21 protein-coding genes and 1 pseudogene are annotated in these 17,063 nt (G+C 60.4%); 18 read left to right on the top strand and 4 right to left on the bottom strand.

All coding sequences use genetic code 11. From position 1 onward, the window contains the following. Window positions 1-10 precede the first annotated feature (10 nt). The 3 genes from F8N96_RS12505 (at window position 11) to F8N96_RS12495 (ending at window position 1,990) form a co-directional block, all read left to right on the top strand. Complete coding sequence (locus F8N96_RS12505; RefSeq protein ID WP_150798069.1) at window positions 11-295, top strand: ogr/Delta-like zinc finger family protein; 285 nt, start codon at window positions 11-13, stop codon at window positions 293-295. Then, window positions 292-654, top strand: coding sequence for a hypothetical protein (locus F8N96_RS12500; protein ID WP_150798068.1), 363 nt, complete (start codon window positions 292-294; stop codon window positions 652-654). The genes F8N96_RS12505 and F8N96_RS12500 overlap by 4 nt, the downstream gene beginning before the upstream one ends. 130 nt (window positions 655-784) lie before the next feature. Beyond that, window positions 785-1,990 (top strand): class I SAM-dependent methyltransferase, encoded by a 1,206-nt coding sequence (locus F8N96_RS12495; protein WP_150798067.1) that lies wholly within the window; start codon window positions 785-787, stop codon window positions 1,988-1,990. A 59-nt stretch (window positions 1,991-2,049) separates the two neighbouring features. On the opposite strand, the gene F8N96_RS12490 is transcribed toward F8N96_RS12495, so the two are convergent. Continuing rightward, window positions 2,050-2,955: a DMT family transporter gene (locus F8N96_RS12490; RefSeq protein ID WP_150798066.1), complete on the bottom strand. Its 906-nt coding sequence runs from the start codon at window positions 2,953-2,955 to the stop codon at window positions 2,050-2,052. 386 nt (window positions 2,956-3,341) lie between these two features. On the opposite strand from F8N96_RS12490, the gene F8N96_RS12485 reads away from it, so the two are divergent. The 3 genes from F8N96_RS12485 (at window position 3,342) to F8N96_RS12475 (ending at window position 4,823) form a co-directional block, all read left to right on the top strand. Continuing rightward, a complete protein-coding gene (locus F8N96_RS12485) occupies window positions 3,342-3,923 on the top strand; it encodes a DJ-1/PfpI family protein (RefSeq protein WP_150798065.1) in 582 nt (193 codons plus the stop codon). Between the two features lie 14 nt (window positions 3,924-3,937). Then, on the top strand, window positions 3,938-4,243 hold the full coding sequence (locus F8N96_RS12480) for a ribbon-helix-helix domain-containing protein (RefSeq protein WP_150798064.1): 306 nt from the start codon (window positions 3,938-3,940) through the stop codon (window positions 4,241-4,243). Window positions 4,244-4,478: 235 nt separating this feature from the next. After that, the gene (locus tag F8N96_RS12475; protein ID WP_150798063.1) at window positions 4,479-4,823 is read left to right on the top strand and encodes a YegP family protein; all 345 of its coding nucleotides are present in this window, start codon (window positions 4,479-4,481) and stop codon (window positions 4,821-4,823) included. Window positions 4,824-5,031: 208 nt separating this feature from the next. Here F8N96_RS12475 and F8N96_RS12470 read toward each other — a convergent pair whose 3' ends face one another. After that, window positions 5,032-6,051: a DUF4917 family protein gene (locus F8N96_RS12470; protein WP_150798062.1), complete on the bottom strand. Its 1,020-nt coding sequence runs from the start codon at window positions 6,049-6,051 to the stop codon at window positions 5,032-5,034. A 156-nt stretch (window positions 6,052-6,207) separates the two neighbouring features. On the opposite strand from F8N96_RS12470, the gene yiaY reads away from it, so the two are divergent. Beyond that, window positions 6,208-7,356 carry an L-threonine dehydrogenase gene (gene yiaY, locus F8N96_RS12465; RefSeq protein ID WP_150798061.1) on the top strand — a complete coding sequence of 383 codons (1,149 nt, stop codon included), beginning with the start codon at window positions 6,208-6,210 and terminating at the stop codon, window positions 7,354-7,356. 13 nt (window positions 7,357-7,369) lie between these two features. Here yiaY and F8N96_RS35355 read toward each other — a convergent pair. Continuing rightward, window positions 7,370-7,636: pseudogene (locus F8N96_RS35355) on the bottom strand (MFS transporter); the annotation flags it as partial. A gap of 64 nt (window positions 7,637-7,700) precedes the next feature. Between F8N96_RS35355 and F8N96_RS12455 the strand changes: the two are divergent. From F8N96_RS12455 to F8N96_RS12410, 10 genes are all read left to right on the top strand, one after another. Beyond that, the gene (locus F8N96_RS12455) at window positions 7,701-8,000 is read left to right on the top strand and encodes a type II toxin-antitoxin system RelE/ParE family toxin (RefSeq protein ID WP_150798060.1); all 300 of its coding nucleotides are present in this window, start codon (window positions 7,701-7,703) and stop codon (window positions 7,998-8,000) included. After that, window positions 7,997-8,293 carry an addiction module antidote protein gene (locus F8N96_RS12450; protein ID WP_150798059.1) on the top strand — a complete coding sequence of 99 codons (297 nt, stop codon included), beginning with the start codon at window positions 7,997-7,999 and terminating at the stop codon, window positions 8,291-8,293. The genes F8N96_RS12455 and F8N96_RS12450 overlap by 4 nt, the downstream gene beginning before the upstream one ends. A 205-nt stretch (window positions 8,294-8,498) precedes the next feature. Beyond that, window positions 8,499-9,407 carry a LysR substrate-binding domain-containing protein gene (locus F8N96_RS12445; RefSeq protein WP_150798058.1) on the top strand — a complete coding sequence of 303 codons (909 nt, stop codon included), beginning with the start codon at window positions 8,499-8,501 and terminating at the stop codon, window positions 9,405-9,407. 107 nt (window positions 9,408-9,514) lie between these two features. After that, on the top strand, window positions 9,515-10,708 hold the full coding sequence (locus F8N96_RS12440) for a CaiB/BaiF CoA transferase family protein (protein WP_150798057.1): 1,194 nt from the start codon (window positions 9,515-9,517) through the stop codon (window positions 10,706-10,708). Beyond that, a complete protein-coding gene (locus F8N96_RS12435) occupies window positions 10,705-11,637 on the top strand; it encodes a hydroxymethylglutaryl-CoA lyase (protein WP_150798056.1) in 933 nt (310 codons plus the stop codon). The genes F8N96_RS12440 and F8N96_RS12435 overlap by 4 nt, the downstream gene beginning before the upstream one ends. Window positions 11,638-11,813: 176 nt before the next feature. Beyond that, a complete protein-coding gene (locus F8N96_RS12430) occupies window positions 11,814-13,145 on the top strand; it encodes an MFS transporter (protein WP_150767168.1) in 1,332 nt (443 codons plus the stop codon). A gap of 157 nt (window positions 13,146-13,302) precedes the next feature. Next, window positions 13,303-13,941 carry a LysE family translocator gene (locus tag F8N96_RS12425; RefSeq protein ID WP_150798055.1) on the top strand — a complete coding sequence of 213 codons (639 nt, stop codon included), beginning with the start codon at window positions 13,303-13,305 and terminating at the stop codon, window positions 13,939-13,941. 85 nt (window positions 13,942-14,026) lie between these two features. Next, on the top strand, window positions 14,027-15,376 hold the full coding sequence (locus F8N96_RS12420; protein WP_150798054.1) for a GGDEF domain-containing protein: 1,350 nt from the start codon (window positions 14,027-14,029) through the stop codon (window positions 15,374-15,376). Window positions 15,377-15,491: 115 nt separating this feature from the next. Beyond that, complete coding sequence (locus F8N96_RS12415) at window positions 15,492-15,650, top strand: KGG domain-containing protein (RefSeq protein ID WP_082930399.1); 159 nt, start codon at window positions 15,492-15,494, stop codon at window positions 15,648-15,650. A gap of 73 nt (window positions 15,651-15,723) precedes the next feature. Beyond that, a complete protein-coding gene (locus tag F8N96_RS12410; RefSeq protein WP_150798053.1) occupies window positions 15,724-16,227 on the top strand; it encodes a DUF4142 domain-containing protein in 504 nt (167 codons plus the stop codon). A gap of 57 nt (window positions 16,228-16,284) precedes the next feature. On the opposite strand, the gene F8N96_RS12405 is transcribed toward F8N96_RS12410, so the two are convergent. After that, on the bottom strand, window positions 16,285-16,695 hold the full coding sequence (locus tag F8N96_RS12405) for a low affinity iron permease family protein (protein WP_150798052.1): 411 nt from the start codon (window positions 16,693-16,695) through the stop codon (window positions 16,285-16,287). Between the two features lie 190 nt (window positions 16,696-16,885). Here F8N96_RS12405 and F8N96_RS35045 point away from each other — a divergent pair, with 190 nt between their 5' ends. Then, window positions 16,886-17,032 carry a hypothetical protein gene (locus F8N96_RS35045; protein WP_191630651.1) on the top strand — a complete coding sequence of 49 codons (147 nt, stop codon included), beginning with the start codon at window positions 16,886-16,888 and terminating at the stop codon, window positions 17,030-17,032. The last annotated feature ends 31 nt before the right edge of the window (window positions 17,033-17,063 follow it).

The raw sequence follows: 17,063 nt of genomic DNA, 5'->3' as shown, positions 1-17,063 counted from the left end.
GGAGCCAAGCATGAGCACTTACAAAATGGTGTGCCCGCACTGCCTGAACCGGATGCGTATTCGTACCAGTGAGGGCCGTCATATTTTTCTGCGGGTGGCGTATCTGCAATGTACGTCGGAGGCGTGCGGCTGGTCGGTTCGGGCCGAGTTCGAAATGACCCATGAACTGTCGCCCAGTGGCATGCCCAATCCGGCCGTGCACTTGCCCTGTGCGGGCCCCGACCTGCGTCGCGCGGCCCGGCCCGTTGCGGTGGCGACCCCGTTGGGGGAAACGCCACAGGAGTCGTTGGCATGAAGGACGGCGATGAAAGCCAGGCATTGAATGAAGAGTTGCTGGCCATCGCCCAGGCATTTCTGGTCCGCCATGAGGGCGACGGATTGATCGATGATCAGGTGCTGTTCTGTCGTGCGGTGAAGCACCTGGAGAGTATCGATGTGCCGATGCATCTGGCGGAAAGGCTGGTCAGCCATGCCTATGGCGTGCTCAAGTCGAGCCATGATCGCCGGCGTCTGGATATTTCGGCCAGCTCCGAAACCGTCGCCGTGGTCACTGATCCGGCCAACGGCCTGACTTGGGCGGTGCCGGTGGGGTTGATCGTCAAGTACGTCATCAACTCGCCCACCAACCGTAAACTGCGGTTGGTGGAACCCTGAGGGTTCAGCGGTGGATGCAGGTCCTGGAGGCGTGGCCGGGACCTGCCGAGAAATAACCCCGTGCCGAAAACCCCTATCCCCCTTAAAATGCCGGTCATTCCCCGATTTTTCACGCCGAGACGTTTTTTACATGTCCGTTACCGCCAGCCTCACGCCGGATCATCACGCGCAGTTTATCGACCTGTTGGCGAGCAGTCTGAAGCAGAACGCTTTCATCAAGCTGGTGCTGGCCAAGTACGTTGGCACCGAGACAGACCTGCAGCGGCTGATCATCAAGCAACTGACGGTCAAGGATCAGCCCTGCCTGTCGTTCGTCTACCGTTACAAGACCCGCGACATCACCAAGAACCTGGCGCTTGCCGAGGGCATCGCGACCATCGCCGGGTTGCTGCCGGCCTCGTTCAAAAATGCGCATTTGCTGGCGCTGACTGACGAAGCCCAGCTCGAATACAGCAAAAAGGGCAAGTCTTCGCTGTTCAAGAGCAAACCTCAGCAATTACGCGAAGTGCCATCCGCCGAGCACAACCGCGAGAAAAACCGCTTCCTCGACCTGAGCCGGCCATTTCTCGCCGACCTCGGCGTGACCAACAAGCAACATGAGCTGATCCCGGCGATGTCGCGCAAGTGGAAGCAGATCAACAAGTTCATCGAAGTCTTCAGCCATGCGTTGACCTCCTCGCCGCTGGCGCTGGACAAGCCGGTACGGGTTGCGGATTTCGGTTCTGGCAAGGGTTATTTGACGTTCGCGATCCACGACTACCTGCGCAATACCTTGAAAGCCGAAGGCGAGGTGACCGGGGTCGAGCTGCGTGAAGACATGGTCACCCTGTGCAACACCGCGGCTGCAAAGCTGGAGCATCCGGGGCTGGTGTTCAAATGCGGTGATGTGCGCAGCGTCGCGCCGAGCGAACTGGACGTGATGATCGCGCTGCATGCCTGCGACATCGCTACCGACTACGCGATCCACACCGGCATTCGCTCCGGGGCTTCGATCATCATGTGCTCGCCGTGCTGCCACAAGCAGATCCGCCTGCAGATCCAGAGCCCGGCGCTGCTCAAGCCGATGCTGCAATACGGCTTGCACCTGGGCCAACAGGCGGAGATGGTGACCGACAGTTTGCGTGCGTTGTTCCTGGAAGCCTGCGGTTATGAAACCAAGGTCTTCGAGTTCATTTCATTGGAGCACACCAACAAGAACAAGATGATCCTGGCGGTCAAGCGCGCCGAACCGGTGGACCCGGCTCAGCTGTTGGTGAAGATTGAGCAATTGAAGGATTTCTACCACATCAGCGAGCATTGCCTGGAAACCCTGCTGAGGGCTGACGGTTACCTCTGATCCTGTGGGAGCGAGCCTGCTCGCGAAGGGGCCGTAACAGCCAACATCCTGGTTGACTGTCAGTCTGCTTTCGCGAGCAGGCTCGCTCCCACAGTTGATTTGACCGCCGTCTTGCGGCCCAGAATCACCGTCACTATCACCCCCGCGGCAAACAGCCAGGTAATCGGCTCGACGTGCTCCCCGAAGAACAACGCCGAAAACGCGATGGTGAAGAAGATCTGCAACAGCTGGATCTGACTGACCCGGGCAATGCCGCCCATGGCCAGCCCGGCGTACCAGGCAAAGAAACCGATGAACTGCGAAAACAGCGAGACGTAACCGAACGCCCACCAGGTCCTGGTCGAAATCTCTCCTTGATGTTGCAGCGCCAGGTACAGCACCGGTCCGATCAGCAGCGGTGTCGACAGCACCAGTGCCCAGCAGATCACCTGCCAGCCGCCCATCTCCTTGGCCAACCGGCCGCCTTCGGCATACCCCAGGCCACCCACGGCGATCGCCCCCAGCATCAGCAAATCACCGGGCTGAATGCTGCCGGCACCGCTGATCAACGCATACCCGAGCACCAGCGCACTGCCCAGGGCGGCGCAGGCCCAGAAAGCTTTCGACGGTCGTTCATGGGACAACCAGGCGGCATACAGCGCCACGCACAGCGGTTGCAGGCCGTTGACCAGTGCGCCGTGGGATGCCGGCAAGGTTTGCATGGCCCAGGCCGAGAGTACCGGGAAGCCCAGTATCACCCCGGCAATCACCAGGCTCAGGCCTTTGACTTGTTTCCACGTTGGCCATCGTTCCCGGCGCCACAGCAACAGCATCGCGGCCGGAACCGCCGCGAACAGTGCACGGCCCAGGCCGTTGAGCAACGGATGGAGTTCCTGCACGACGATCCGTGTGAAGGGCAGGGTAAGGCTGAAGATCACAACGCCGAGCAGACCGAGGGCCATGCCAGTGTTTTCGCGCGAGGACATGATGGCGACCAGAATCGAAGGTGGCGGGAAGAGCCTTCATCTAGCCATAAACCGTGGTGTCTGCGCTGTTACAGCTAGGTGCAGAGTTATCCGTACAGTTGGGGGTAATGCCCCCAACGTAGGAGCCGGCTTGCTGGCGAAGAGGCCCTCAAGTCTTGCGGCGTTCTCAAGGCCGCCTTCGCTGGCAAGTCGGATCGCCGCCCCGCAGTGATGGACGTTAACGATGACGCGTGCTGACTGGAAAAAAGCGTCGCCTATGCGTCCTTCGCTGGCAAGCCAGCTCCTACAAGGGATCGGCGTAGTAGTCGGGTATTACCTGCCATGCAAATTAAGGACTACCTTGAATACTCCTGCAAACCCACCTGTTCCCCAGAGGAGTCCACCCCATGGCTGCCAAGAAAATTCTGATGCTGGTCGGCGATTACGTCGAGGACTATGAAGTGATGGTGCCCTTCCAGGCACTGCTGATGGTCGGCCACACGGTGCACGCCGTTTGCCCGGACAAAACCGCTGGCCAGACCGTGCGCACGGCGATCCATGACTTCGAAGGCGACCAGACCTACAGTGAAAAGCCCGGTCACCTGTTTGCCCTGAACTTCGATTTTGCCCAGGTGGCCGAAACTGATTACGACGCCCTGCTGGTACCGGGCGGTCGTGCGCCGGAGTACCTGCGCCTGAACGAAAAAGTCCTGGAACTGGTGCGAGCGTTCGACAAGGCCGGCAAACCGATCGCTGCCGTGTGTCACGGCGCGCAATTGCTGGCGGCGGCGGGCATTCTGGAAGGTCGCGAGTGCAGCGCCTACCCGGCGTGTGCCCCGGAAGTGCGCCTGGCCGGCGGTACGTTCATCGATATCCCGGTGACGCAAGGTCACGTTCAAGGCAATCTGGCCACTGCCCCGGCCTGGCCGGCCCATCCGAGCTGGCTGGCTGGTTTCCTTGGATTGCTGGGCACCAAAATCACGCTGTAACGAGGGACCTGTGCATGTGCGAGCTCTACGTCAAAGCCGATCCGATTCTCTACGAATCGCGCTCCCGCTCGCTGCGTATCTGTGGGGTGGTTACCACCTTGCGCCTGGAGAATCAGTTCTGGGACATCCTCCGCGAGATCGCCGAGGTCGACGGCATGACCACCAATCAGTTGATCGCCAAGCTGTATGAAGAGGTGATGGATTATCGCGGAGAGGTGGTCAATTTTGCTTCGTTTTTGCGGGTGAGCTGTACGCGGTACCTGAGTCAGCGACGGGGGCAGGTGCCGGAGTTGTCGGTGGTGCGGGCGGGGGTGAAGTAGATTGGTTTTGCGGTGACCATGAAGGCCCCATCGCGAGCAAGCCCGCTCCTGTAGGAGCGGGCTTGCTCGCGATGGTCGTTAACGATAACGCGTGTTTACGGATTCAACGCGGCGTACTTGAGTTCATCGCGAGCAAGCTTGCTCCTACAGCGAAGGGGCCGGCACAGGCGACAGAAATCCCGAGGTGGTCTTTACTCTGAAACGCGAAACCTCTCAATCGCCAAGGAGAACGAACATGTCTGGATGGTACGAAGTCAGCAAAAGCAGCAACGGTCAGTTCAAATTTGTCCTGAAGGCCGCCAACGCCGAAACCATTCTGACCAGCGAGCTGTACACCACCCGTGCGGCCGCCGACAAAGGTATCGCCTCCGTTCAGGCCAATAGCCCGCTGGATGAACACTACGAAAAGAAAACCACCCGCGATGGCCATCCTTACTTCAACCTCAAGGCCGGTAACCACGAGGTTATCGGCAGCAGCGAGTCATACGCGTCCGCTGCGGCGCTGGAAAAAGGCATCGCCAGCGTGAAGGCCAATGGTCCGACCAAGGTAATCAAGGACAAGACCCTGCCGGTGCTCTAACCACACCCCCTGTAGGCGTTGGCTTGTCGGATCGCCGCACCGCAGCGAAGGCGGCGTGTCAGGCAACATCATTATCGGATGTGACGGCCTCTTCGCTGGCAAGCCAGCTCCTACAAAAAGCGAAGGCGGCGTGTCAGGCGACATCATTATCGGATGTAATGGCCTCTTCGCTGGCAAGCCAGCTCCTACAGGGGTAGCCGCGTCACGGCTAAACCTCGACCGGTACGGCCAGCTTCGGACTACCCAGTGCATGGGTCTTCGAATCAAAAAACCGCAGTTCACTCCCCGTCCCCTCAAACACCTTCGCGTAATGCCGCTTCTGATGCTGGATGAACGCCTTGCTGCGTGGATTGATCGAGATCGCCACGCTCTTCGGTTTCGCCTTGCGCAACGCGTGGATGATGTGGCTGTCCTGCTCGCCCAAGGCATGACCGAAGATGCACAACCCGTCGCCATGCCCCAGTAACTGGTCATAGCAGAACGACAGATAGTCCGAGCTGCGGATGGTCTTGAGCTTGTCCTGAGCCGGCCCTTCGTTGACGAACAGCGGCACGTCGTCGAGGGTCTTGATCGTGTTGTTGATGGCGAAACTGCCGAGCAAGGTTCCCTCGGTCGACATCAGCTTGCGCGCCGTGCCGTCCTGGTTGCGCACCAGATGCAGGCCCCCGTGCAGGTACAGCAGCCGGGTTTTATCGGTGGCCGTGACGCTCAGGTCGAAGCTTGGCTCGGCACCCTGGAACAGATCGGTGATTGCATCAGGCTGGTGCTGGATCGCCCAGTAGTTGAGCAAGTCGTAGTTGGTGGTGAACACCGTCCGATAGCTGCCCAGTTCCTGACTGATCGTCGCCAGGGTCGAAGGCATCACCAACCGCCACGGAATGTGCACTGCATGCACGGTATTGATCAGCGCTTCCTTGATCGCGTAATAGCGATTACGCGGCGCGGCAGAGCTGACGGCCAGGGCCTTGTTGACCCGGCTGGTGATTTTCAGCGCGCTGAGCACCTGCTCGAAGCTGCGCGTTTGCATGGCGTCGAACACGCTCAGTTCGGACTGGCTCATCGGTTTTTCTTCGACGGTACGGGCGTTTTCAAACAGCGAGTCATAACCGAAGTCATCCCACACTGCGCGGCTGGCGCCATTGCCCACCAGCAGGCCGCTGAACGAGGCGGTGGCGCGCAAGGCGTTCCAGTCTTCAAGTTGGGCGTCGACATCCTGGAAATCGGTCATTGCAATTCGGCGTCTCAAAGCAAAAGGTCTGATGGGCGGCGACTTTATCACGACCGGGACTTGAGCCAGATCAAGTTACTGCGCAACCGAAGGGTCGATCCTGTGGGTTCCCGCTGGATCGGCCCTCCGATTCGGCCCCAGTCTGGAGACTCGCTCATGAGCAGCACGTTTTTCATCCCCGCCGTGAACATCATGGGCATCGATTGCCTCGATGAAGCCATGGTCGCCATCGGCAAATACGGTTTTCGCAAGGCATTGATCGTCACCGATACCGGCTTGGCCAAGGCTGGCGTGGCGAAGATGATTGCCGGGAAGCTGGCGACGCTGGACATCGACTCGGTGATCTTTGATGGCGCCAAGCCTAACCCGAGCATCGCCAACGTCGAGCTGGGCCTGGGACTGCTCAAGGAAAGCGGCTGTGATTTCGTGGTGTCCCTCGGTGGCGGCTCGCCCCATGATTGCGCCAAAGGCATCGCCTTGTGTGCGACCAACGGCGGACAGATCCGTGACTATGAAGGCGTCGATCAGTCCACTCAACCGCAACTGCCGCTGATCGCCATCAACACCACTGCCGGCACGGCCAGCGAAATGACCCGCTTCTGCATCATCACCGACGAATCCCGACACGTGAAAATGGCCATCGTCGACCGCAACGTCACGCCACTGATGTCGGTCAACGACCCGGCGTTGATGGTCGCCATGCCCAAGGGCCTGACCGCGGCCACCGGCATGGATGCGTTGACCCATGCGATCGAAGCCTACGTCTCCACCGCCGCCAACCCGATCACCGATGCCTGCGCGCTCAAGGCCATCACTTTGATCAGCAACAACCTGCGCCTGGCCGTCAGCGACGGCAGCGACCTGGCGGCACGGGAAAACATGGCGTATGCGCAGTTCCTCGCCGGCATGGCGTTCAACAACGCTTCGCTGGGCTACGTCCACGCCATGGCGCATCAGCTGGGCGGGTTCTACGACTTGCCCCATGGGGTATGCAACGCCGTACTCTTGCCTCATGTGCAAAGCTTCAACGCGCTGGTGTGCGCCGATCGCTTGAGCGATGTTGCCGTGGCAATGGGCGTCGACACCCAGGGGTTCAGCCCGGAAAAGGGTGCTCAAGCTGCCATCACGGCCATTCGCAGCCTGTCCCGGGACGTGGAAATCCCCGCCGGTCTGCGAGAGCTCGGTGCCAAACTCAACGACATCCCGCTCCTTGCCGGCAATGCCTTGAAAGACGCCTGTGGCCTGACCAATCCGCGGGTGGCGGATCAGCGGCAGATCGAGGAGATCTTCCGCAGCGCGTTCTAAATGGATCTACCCTGGGCGCGAGCATCACACAGAGCATCGCGCCCACCGCTAGCAAGGTGCATAACAGCGACAGCGGCCAGGCCTGCGAACTGGCGATCAGGCTGGCGATCCCGCCGATGACGGCAGCCATCAGTTGATGAATGGAACCGCTCAACGCCATCGCATAAGCGCCGCCGACCGGCGAACCGGCGATGGCCAGCGACAGGCTGATCGGATAATTCAACGACTGGCCGAACACGGCAAGGCAGTACGGCAGCCACAACAGCAAGGCCACTGCAGTGCCCATCGTCGACGGTTTCTCGTTCATGCTAGGCGAATTGTAGTTTTTAAACTACAATTGCTTCATGAAGACAATCAAACAAACGGCGACCTACATGACGTGGGAGCGCAAACTCAAAGACCAGCGAGCCAAAGCCGCAATCGCTGCGCGGATCTTTCGGTTGGCAAACGGTTTGTTGGGTGATGTGTCAGCGGTAGGGCAGGGCGTCAGCGAGTTACGGATTCACTACGGCCCCGGATACCGCGTATATTTCCAGCAGCGAGGTGATGAATACGTTTTGCTGTTGTGCGGCGGCGACAAAAGCAGCCAAAGCCGTGATATTGAAGCGGCTAAAAAACTCGCCAGCGAGTGGAGGTCAGAATGAGCGAAAAAATCTACGACTACGACCCGGCAGCAGCCCTGGACGGCCCTGAAGCAATCGCCGTTTTCATGGCGGATGCGTTTGAAACGGGTAATGCTGAATACATCGCTAAGGCAATGGGAGTTGTTGCCCGCGCCAAAGGCATGACCGAACTGGCCCGCGAAACCGGTCTTTCCCGTGAGCAGCTTTATCGCTCATTCAGCGAAGACGGGAATCCTACGCTCAAAACCATGTTGGCTGTTATGCGAGCCCTTGGCATCGATCTGACCGCTCGACCGCACGTATCCCCGCTGTAACTCCTCCGACCATACCTCCGATCTCTGTCGGCAAAGGACGCGACCCCGGCTCGTCGTGACAGCTTCACCGTCGCGGCGAACGAAGTCCCGTGCGGTTACGGCAGTGAGCTGCAAGCGATTTATGTGCAGGGCGAGCGCTTATGATGATGTTGGCCAAAACCGGGCTATCCTGCCGGCTCAGTCGAACCAGATATCGAGCTCACTCATGCTGCAAAAAAGCCTGATCCGCCGTCTCGACCTGATCACTCTCCAGCTGTTTGTCGCCGTCCATGAAGAAGGCACGTTGACCCGTGCCGCTACCCGCGAGGCGATTGCGGTGTCGGCGGCGAGCAAGCGGTTGATGGAGCTGGAGGAGGCGCTGGGCATCAGCCTGTTCGTGCGCCAGGCCAAGGGCATGACGCTGACGCCGGCCGGTGAAACCCTGTTGCACCATGCGCGACAGATGCTGTTCAACGTCGAGAAAATGGGGCTTGAGCTGGGCGAGCACAGCCATGGCATTCGCGGCTATGTGCGGATGCTGGCCAACCTGTCGGCGATCATCCAATTTTTGCCGGAGGACCTGCGGGATTTTTCCGAGCGGCATCCCCAGGTCAAGACCGACCTTGAGGAACGCCCCAGCGCCGGGGTGATCCAGGGGGTGCTCGATGGTGTGGCCGACCTGGGGATCTGCTCTATCGACAGCGACGTCAAAGGCTTGCACAGCGTGCTGTACCGACAGGACAAGCTGGTGGTGCTGATGCTGCCCGATCATCCGTTGGCGAGCCGCTCCGGGTTGGCGTTCGCCGATACTCTGGACAGCGATTACGTCGGCCTGCACGCCGCCAGTTCGATCAACGCGCGCACCCATGCCGCGGCGCGCAAGGCCGGCAAAGTGCTGCGGCTGCGGATTCATGTGCCGGGTTTTGATGCCATGTGCCGGATGGTGCAGGCCAATATGGGCATTGGCATTTTGCCGCACAAGGCATACGAACTGTTCGGCCGGGCGTTGGGATTGCACGCGGTGCCGTTGACGGACGACTGGTCGGATCGGGCGTTGATTCTGGTGGTGCGCGATGAAGCATCGTTGTCGCCGGTGAGCCGGATGTTGTTTGAGCAGTTGCGGGGGCAGGTCTGAGCGTTCGCGTTTCGCGAACGTCCGTTGCCCATTGAGGGTTGGATTCATCACCCCTCGGTCCTCTAGCCTTGGCTCATATTCCAAGAACAACATAGAGGTACCCCGCGATGACTGCCCCCTTAAGTGCAATCAAGGTGATCGAGATCGGCACGCTGATCGCCGCGCCGTTCGCCGCACGCATGCTCGCCGAGTTCGGCGCCGAGGTGATCAAGATCGAAGCCATGGGCCAGGGCGATCCCCTGCGCAAATGGCGCAAACTGCACGAAGGCACCTCATTGTGGTGGTACCTGCAATCGCGCAACAAGAAGTCCCTGGCGCTGAACCTGAAATCCCCCGAAGGCATCGAACTGGTCAAGCAACTGGCGACCAGTGCCGACGTGCTGATCGAAAACCTGCGCCCGGGTGCCCTGGAAAAACTCGGCCTGGGTTGGGATGTGTTGCATGCCCTTAATCCCAACCTGACCCTGGTGCGGATTTCCGGTTATGGCCAGACCGGCCCGTACCGCGATCGCCCGGGGTTCGGTGCGATCGGCGAGGCCATGGGCGGGATTCGCTACACCACTGGCACCCCCGGTTCGCCGCCGGCCCGGGTAGGTGTCAGCCTCGGCGATTCCCTGGCGTCGCTGCACGCGGTGATTGGTGCCTTGATGTCGCTGCTGCGGGTCAAGACCGGGCAGGGCGGCGGACAAGTGGTTGATGTGTCGCTGGCCGAAAGCGTATTCAACGTCATGGAAAGCCTGGTGCCGGAATACGACATGCTCGGCCATGTGCGTGAACGCAGCGGCGGAGCCTTGCCGGGCATAGCGCCTTCCAACACGTACCTGACGGCCGATGGCGCTTATGTGGTGATCGCCGGCAATAGCGACCCGATCTACAAGCGCCTGATGCACGTCATCGGTCGCGATGACCTGGCCGAAGCGCCGGAGTTTGCCCATAACGACGGCCGTGCCGCCAAAAGCAATGTGCTCGACGCAGCCATCACCCACTGGACCAGCAGCCTGCCGATCGACGAAGTCCTGTCGGCCCTGGAAGCCGCCGAGGTGCCGGCCGGGCGCATCTACTCGGTGGCCGACATCGTGGCCGATCCGCATTACCAGGCGCGGGACATGCTGCTCAGTGCCGAGCTGCCGGGCGGTACCCGAGTGAAGATGCCGGGAATCGTGCCGAAAATGTCGGAAACTCCCGGCGGCGTGAACTGGTCCGGACCGAGTCTGGGGCAGCACACCGATGGCATTCTCGCGGGGCTGGGCCTGACGGCATCGGATATCGAGCGCCTGAAAACTGAAGGGGTGGTGCAATGATCACTGATTTTTCCGAGGCCCTGATCGTTCAGGAAGTCTCCCCGCGCGACGGCTTGCAAATCGAGCCGACCTGGGTCGAAACCGTCGACAAGATTGCGCTGATCGATCAGCTGTCACTGGCCGGTTTCAGCCGCATCGAGGCGGGTTCGTTCGTCTCGCCCAAGGCGATCCCGGCGCTGCGCGATGGTGAGCAGGTGTTCAAGGGTATTGCCCGGCAACCGGGGGTGATCTACGTTGCCTTGATCCCCAACCTCAAAGGTGCGCAACGGGCGCTGGCGGCCGAGGCCGAGGCCGACGAGCTGAACCTGGTGATGTCCGCCAGCCAGACTCACAACCTGGCGAACATGCGCATGCGTTGCGAAGCCTCATTGGCGGCGTTCGGCGAGATCGTGCAATACGTGGACGGCTCGAGGGTACGGCTCAACGGCAGCATCGCCACCACCTTCGGCTGCCCGTTCGAAGGCAAGATCGATGAGGACCGCGTCCTGCAGATCGTCGAGGCTTATCAGGAACTCGGCATCCAGGGCATTACCCTGGCCGACACCACCGGCATGGCCAACCCGCGGCAGGTCGATCGACTGGTGCGACGGGTGTTGCAGCGGGTTTCGCCAGCGGACCTGACCCTGCATTTCCACAACACCCGCGGCCTTGGCCTATGCAATGTGCTGGCCGCCTATGAGGCCGGTGCCCGACGTTTCGATGCGGCACTGGGTGGTCTTGGTGGCTGCCCGTTTGCACCGGGAGCCTCGGGCAATATCTGCACCGAAGACCTGGTGAACCTGTGCGATGAAATCGGCATACATACCGGCATCGATCTGCCGCTGTTGCTGAAGTTGTCCCGAGGGTTGCCGGCGCTGCTGGGCCATGAAGTGCCTGGTCAACTGGCCAAGGCCGGACGCAATTGCGACCTGCACCCAACTCCATCCTGAACCCTGCACGAACCCCCTGTAGGAGCCGGCTTGCTGGCGAAGCGGTAGGTCAGTCGAAATCGATATTGAACGGGCTGGCCTCTTCGCTGGCAAGCCAGCTCCTACACAAAAGCAGCGTCTCAACCAGACAACAAAAACAATCGGACACCCAAGGGAAGTCCGCCTGGAGAACCATCATGAGCCTTAATGTACTGGAGGCGGGCGCGAGCCCGTCCGTTAGCCACGACGAAGAAAAAGCCCTGGTCAGCAAAGTCGCCTGGCGCCTGATGCCCCTGATCATGGTCTGCTACCTGTTCGCGTTTTTCGATCGCATCAACATCAGCTTCGCCAAGTTCCAGCTGCAGACCGACCTGAGCCTGAGCGACACCGCCTACGGCCTCGGTGCCGGGTTGTTCGTGGTGGGGTACGTGATCTTCGAAGTGCCGAGCAACATGATGCTCTACAAGGTCGGCGCGCGACGCTGGATCGCCAGGATCATGATGTCCTGGGGCCTGGCCACTGCGGCCATGGTCTTCGTCAACAGCGAATGGCAGTTCTACGCACTGCGCTTCGTGATCGGCGCGATGGAGGCCGGTTTCGCGCCGGGTGTGCTGTATTACCTGACGCTGTGGTTCCCGCAGCACTATCGCGGGCGTATCACCTCGATGCTGTTCCTGTCGTCGGCCTTTGCCGGCCTGGTGGGCGCTCCGTTCTCCGGGCTGGTGCTGCAACACCTCGACGGCTTCATGGATATGCGTGGCTGGCATTGGCTGTTTCTGCTCGGCGGCGTGCCTTGCATCGGCCTCGGTTTGCTGGTGCTGACGCTGCTCAAGGACCGCATCGAAGATGCCCACTGGCTGACGCCGTCGGAGAAGACCCTGCTGGCCAGCCGCATCGCGCACCATGAGCCGCACAAGACGGGCGGCTCGTTGCTCGCCGCGCTGCGCATCCCGGGTTTCCTGACGCTGGGGCTGATCTACTTCCTGATTCAGGTGGCGTCCTACGGCTTGAATTTCTGGGCACCGCAACTGATCCGCAGTGCTGGCACCGAGAGCCCGGTGATGATCGGTTTGCTGACCGCCATCCCTTACATCTGCGGCGCCATCAGTATGGTGGTGATCGGCCGCTTGTCCGACTCCACCGGTGAGCGCCGCAAGTTCGTCGCCGGCCTGGTCGCGGTCGGTGCCGTAGGGTTCTTCTGTGCGGGGATCTTTGCCAACCACACGACCTTCCTGATTGTCGCGCTGGGCTTGCTCGGTGCCGGGATCATCGCCTCCATCCCGAGCTTCTGGACCCTGCCGCCGAAACTGCTGGCCGGCGCCGGTGCCGGTGCTGCGGGCGGGATCGCGGTGATCAATACCCTCGGCCAGTTTGGCGGCATCGTCAGCCCGGTCATGGTCGGCCGCATCAAGGACCTGACCGGCAGCACCACCCCGGCCCTGTACGTCATCGGCGTCTGCGCGCTGATCGCCGTCGCGCTGCTGTTGTGGGGGTTGCCGCAGAAGCTGCGTACGCTGGACAAGTTTTAAAGATCGCAGCCTTCGTCAGCTCCTGCAGGGACTCCCCGGCAGGAGCTGTCGAGTGCGCCACGCCGTCCATCCAACCACCCAAAGTGATCCAGCACCACCGCCCCAGGGACCTGAGATAGACTGGCGTGCATTCACCCAGGCTCAACAAGGACTTCCCATGACCCCATCGCTTCTAATGGCCGTTCTCGCCTCAGGCTTTGTCTACGGCATCACGCCGGGGCCTGGGGTGCTGGCGGTGTTCGGCATCGGCGCGGCGCATGGCCGGCGGGCCGGGGCGGGGTTTCTCTGCGGGCATTTGCTGGGGGATGTGGTCTGGTGCAGCACCGCGTTGATCGCGATTGTCGGTGCGCGGGAAATCGGCAGTACCGCCTTCGATGTGTTGGGCATGCTCAGTGGGCTGTATCTGTTCTGGCTCGGTCTGCGCGCGGTACGTGCCCGTCGCAGCAATGTCCAGGCGTCTCAAGGCCCGGCGCGGCAGCCGTTCTGGCACGGCATTCTGTTTGGCCTGACCAATCCCAAGGCTTATCCGGTGGCGGTGGCGACGTTTACCGCGCTGCTCTCGAGCCGCGCAGAACTGTTGCATTGGTCAATGTTGCCGTGGTTGATTGTTCTGAGCTTCGTCGGCGGCCTGATGGCCTACGCTATTCTCATTGGCATCGTCGGCGCACGGCAGGTGCGCAGCCTGTACCAACGGCATGAACTGGCGATCACCCGGCTGTGCGGGGTAATGTTCATCGGTTTCGCCATCAACGCCCTGGTGCATGCATTGCCGGGGCTGGTGCCGAACAAGGCGTGAGGCTGATTGCACGGACGCGTCAGCGGCACTGATCGGTCAGGGATGGTTCTTTATTGCTGCATTGTCGGGAAGCGCCCAACGCACCATGGCAACCAGAAATTCAGCGCCCCAGGCGAGCTACCTCGATCTCTTGCTGGACGTTGTCTGTGCGGTCGATAAACAAGGTTGCTTCGTATTCGTCAGCGCAGCCTGCGAGCGCATTTTCGGCTACACCCCCGACGAGTTGATCGGCCAGCCGATGATCGATCTGGTGCATCCCGCCGATCGGCAGCGCACCCTCGACGCCGCCCGGGAAATCATGGGCGGCGAGCCCAAGCTCAACTTCGAGAATCGCTACCTGCGCAAGGATGGCCGGGTGGTGCACATCCTCTGGTCGGCCCGCTGGTCGGAAGTCGACCAACTGCGCATCGCCGTGGCCCGCGACATTACCGAGCGCAAAGAGGCCGAGGCCCGGCAAGCGGCGCTGTACGCTATTTCCGAAGCCGCCCACGTCACGGAAGATTTGCTGGCGCTGTTCCAGCGCATCCATTTGCTCATCGGCGAATGGCTGCCGGCGCTGAACTTCTCCGTCGCGTTGTATGACGAACATTGCGGGCAGCTGAATTTTCCTTATCACGTCGACGACCATGAACTGCAACCCGAACAGCCCGGAACCATCACCGGACGTCTGTGCGCCGAGGTCATTCGCAGCGGCCAGCCGATCCTGCTGACCCCGGAACTGGACAATGTGCCCGAAGGGTACGAGGCGCTGGTGGCGAACCAGCAATCGCCCTGTTGGCTGGGCGTGCCGTTGAGTTCGCAGAACGGCACCATCGGTGCGCTGATCGTCAAAAGCGTGCCCGGTGGCGAGCGCTACACGGAGCAGGACAAGGAATTGCTGCAGTACGTTTGCGCCCAGGTCGCGACGGCTATCGAACGCAAGCAATTGCATGCCAGGCTGCAGCGCATGGCCCGGTACGATCAACTCACCCAGTTGCCCAATCGCGAGCTGCTCCGTGAGCGACTCAAGGCGTCATTGATACTGGCCCGGGCAGACGGCGGCCGAATGGCCTTGCTGTACATCGATCTCGACCGCTTCAAGGAAGTCAACGACACCCACGGCCACGCGGTGGGCGACATGCTGTTGCAAGCGGTCGCCAATCGGCTCACGCACTGTGTGCGCGAAACCGACACGGTGGCGCGCATCGGCGGTGACGAGTTTGTCGTGTTGCTGCACAGCATCCACGCCTGCGAAGACGCCGACAGCGTGGCGGGAAAAATCCGCCAGGTCCTCTCCCAGCCTTTGCGCCTGGACGGGCACAGCGTGAATATCCAGCCGAGCATCGGCGTTGCGCATTACCCCGAGGATGGCATCGAAGAACATCAGTTGTTCAGGCATGCCGACGAAGCCATGTACCGCGCCAAACGCCAGCAGCACCTGCCCCCCGATGCCTGAAAACACGTCACCGTTCGTCGCGGAGATTCCATGTTTTCTAAACCTTTGCGGTGTTCGAAATTCTGATTCTATGCGGGCTTCTGCTCGCTGCGCTCATCAAAAGAGGTAGAGAATCATGCCTAACTCAAGAAACTCGAACTCGGGAAACTTCGCCAACGATCGAACGAAGGCGTCTGAAGCCGGTCGCAAAGGTGGGAAAACTACCACTACGACTGTCGAAAAAGACCCTGCGAAACCCGATATGGGCCGCAAAGGCGGTCAGAAATCGAAATAGTTGCTGAGGTAGTTTTGATCGAGAGGCGGGGGCGCAAGCTCCCGCTTGAATTTTTCAAGAGGAGGGCGCGACCATGAGCCGGATGGCCAGCCGATTACGCAATGCCAGTTTTGCCACGTTACTGGGCCTGTTTGCCAGCAGTGCGTTTGCCCAGTCCGCTGCCGAATTCATCAATGATGCCTCGGCCAAAGGCATGGCCGACATCGAAGCCAGTCGCCTGGCGCACCAGTTGTCCGAGTCCAAACAGGTCAAGGATTACACCATCGTCGTCATCAACGACCGCACCACCGCCAACCAGCATCTGGCGAAAATCGCCAAGCAACTGGATTTGCCAGTGGCCCCACGCGAAGAAGTGGTCGACAAGGCCAAGGCCCTGATGCCGGAAGTGAAAGCAGACGCAAGCTTCGACCAGGCCTACGCGGCCAGTCAGGTGAAAACCACCCAGGAAGCCATCGAGCAGCTGCAGCAGGCCGCGCAGACGACCGACGTCCCGCAAATCAAAGCCTTCGCTGAAGAAACCCTGCCCAAACTGCAAAACCATCTGCAGATGGCCAGGGCACTGCAAGCCAGCCGCTAGGGGGAGCAGTGTTAAACGTAAGCGGCGCGTGACTCAGGTCACGCGCCTTTTTTTTGCTCAGCACTCGTCCCACTTCGGTTTTTGCTTGCCCTTGGAGACGAGGCCTTCGAGGTCGAACACTTCATTTTCGCCCATGGCGCGATAGTGTTTGCGCAAGGCTTCCAGTTGCTTGAGATCGAGCAATTCGAGCCCGAGCATCGCGTTACGCGCCTCCTTGTTGACCCGCAGCAATTCATCGATCTTCAGGTGCAGGATGTCGGTATCGCGGTTCTGCGTGTTCTGGATCAAAAACACCATGAGGAACGTGATGATGGTGGTGGAGGTGTTGATGATCAGTTGCCAGGTATCGTTGTAATCGAAAATCGGCCCACTCAGACCCCACAGACCAATCAGAATCAACGCGCTCATGAAGGTCTTGGGGCTACCGGCCCACAGAGCGAGTTTCTGCGAGATTTTTGCGAATTTCATTGCCGTGTTCCTTATAGGGATGCGCCTGATTTTGTGACAGCGCCGGCATGCTGAAAATTCTGCTTACATTTCTATTCGCTTAATTCAGCTTCCAAAAACGCCTGCACGCTCATCGCGTCAGCTGCGATCGATAGCAACCATATCGGTTAGGTCGGGTCACTACATCAAGCCCTTTACCCCGGAGAACACCATGAACCTCGCCCGTACGCTGTGCCTTTCCTGCTGCCTGCTCGCCTTGCAAGGCTGCTTCGACAATTCGGACAACGAGACCAAGGACAATACGGATGGCACCAAATCCTCGGTGCAGATGCAGGAGAAGGATGCGCCGGAAAAATAGCTGATGTGCAAACAGCAAAAAACCGGCCCGT

It is taken from the genome of Pseudomonas fluorescens (assembly GCF_902497855.1).
GTDB classification, from domain to species: domain Bacteria; phylum Pseudomonadota; class Gammaproteobacteria; order Pseudomonadales; family Pseudomonadaceae; genus Aquipseudomonas; species Aquipseudomonas fluorescens_BI.
Note: the sequence above shows the minus strand (reverse complement) of the source record. Positions and strands in the feature narration are given on the sequence as shown.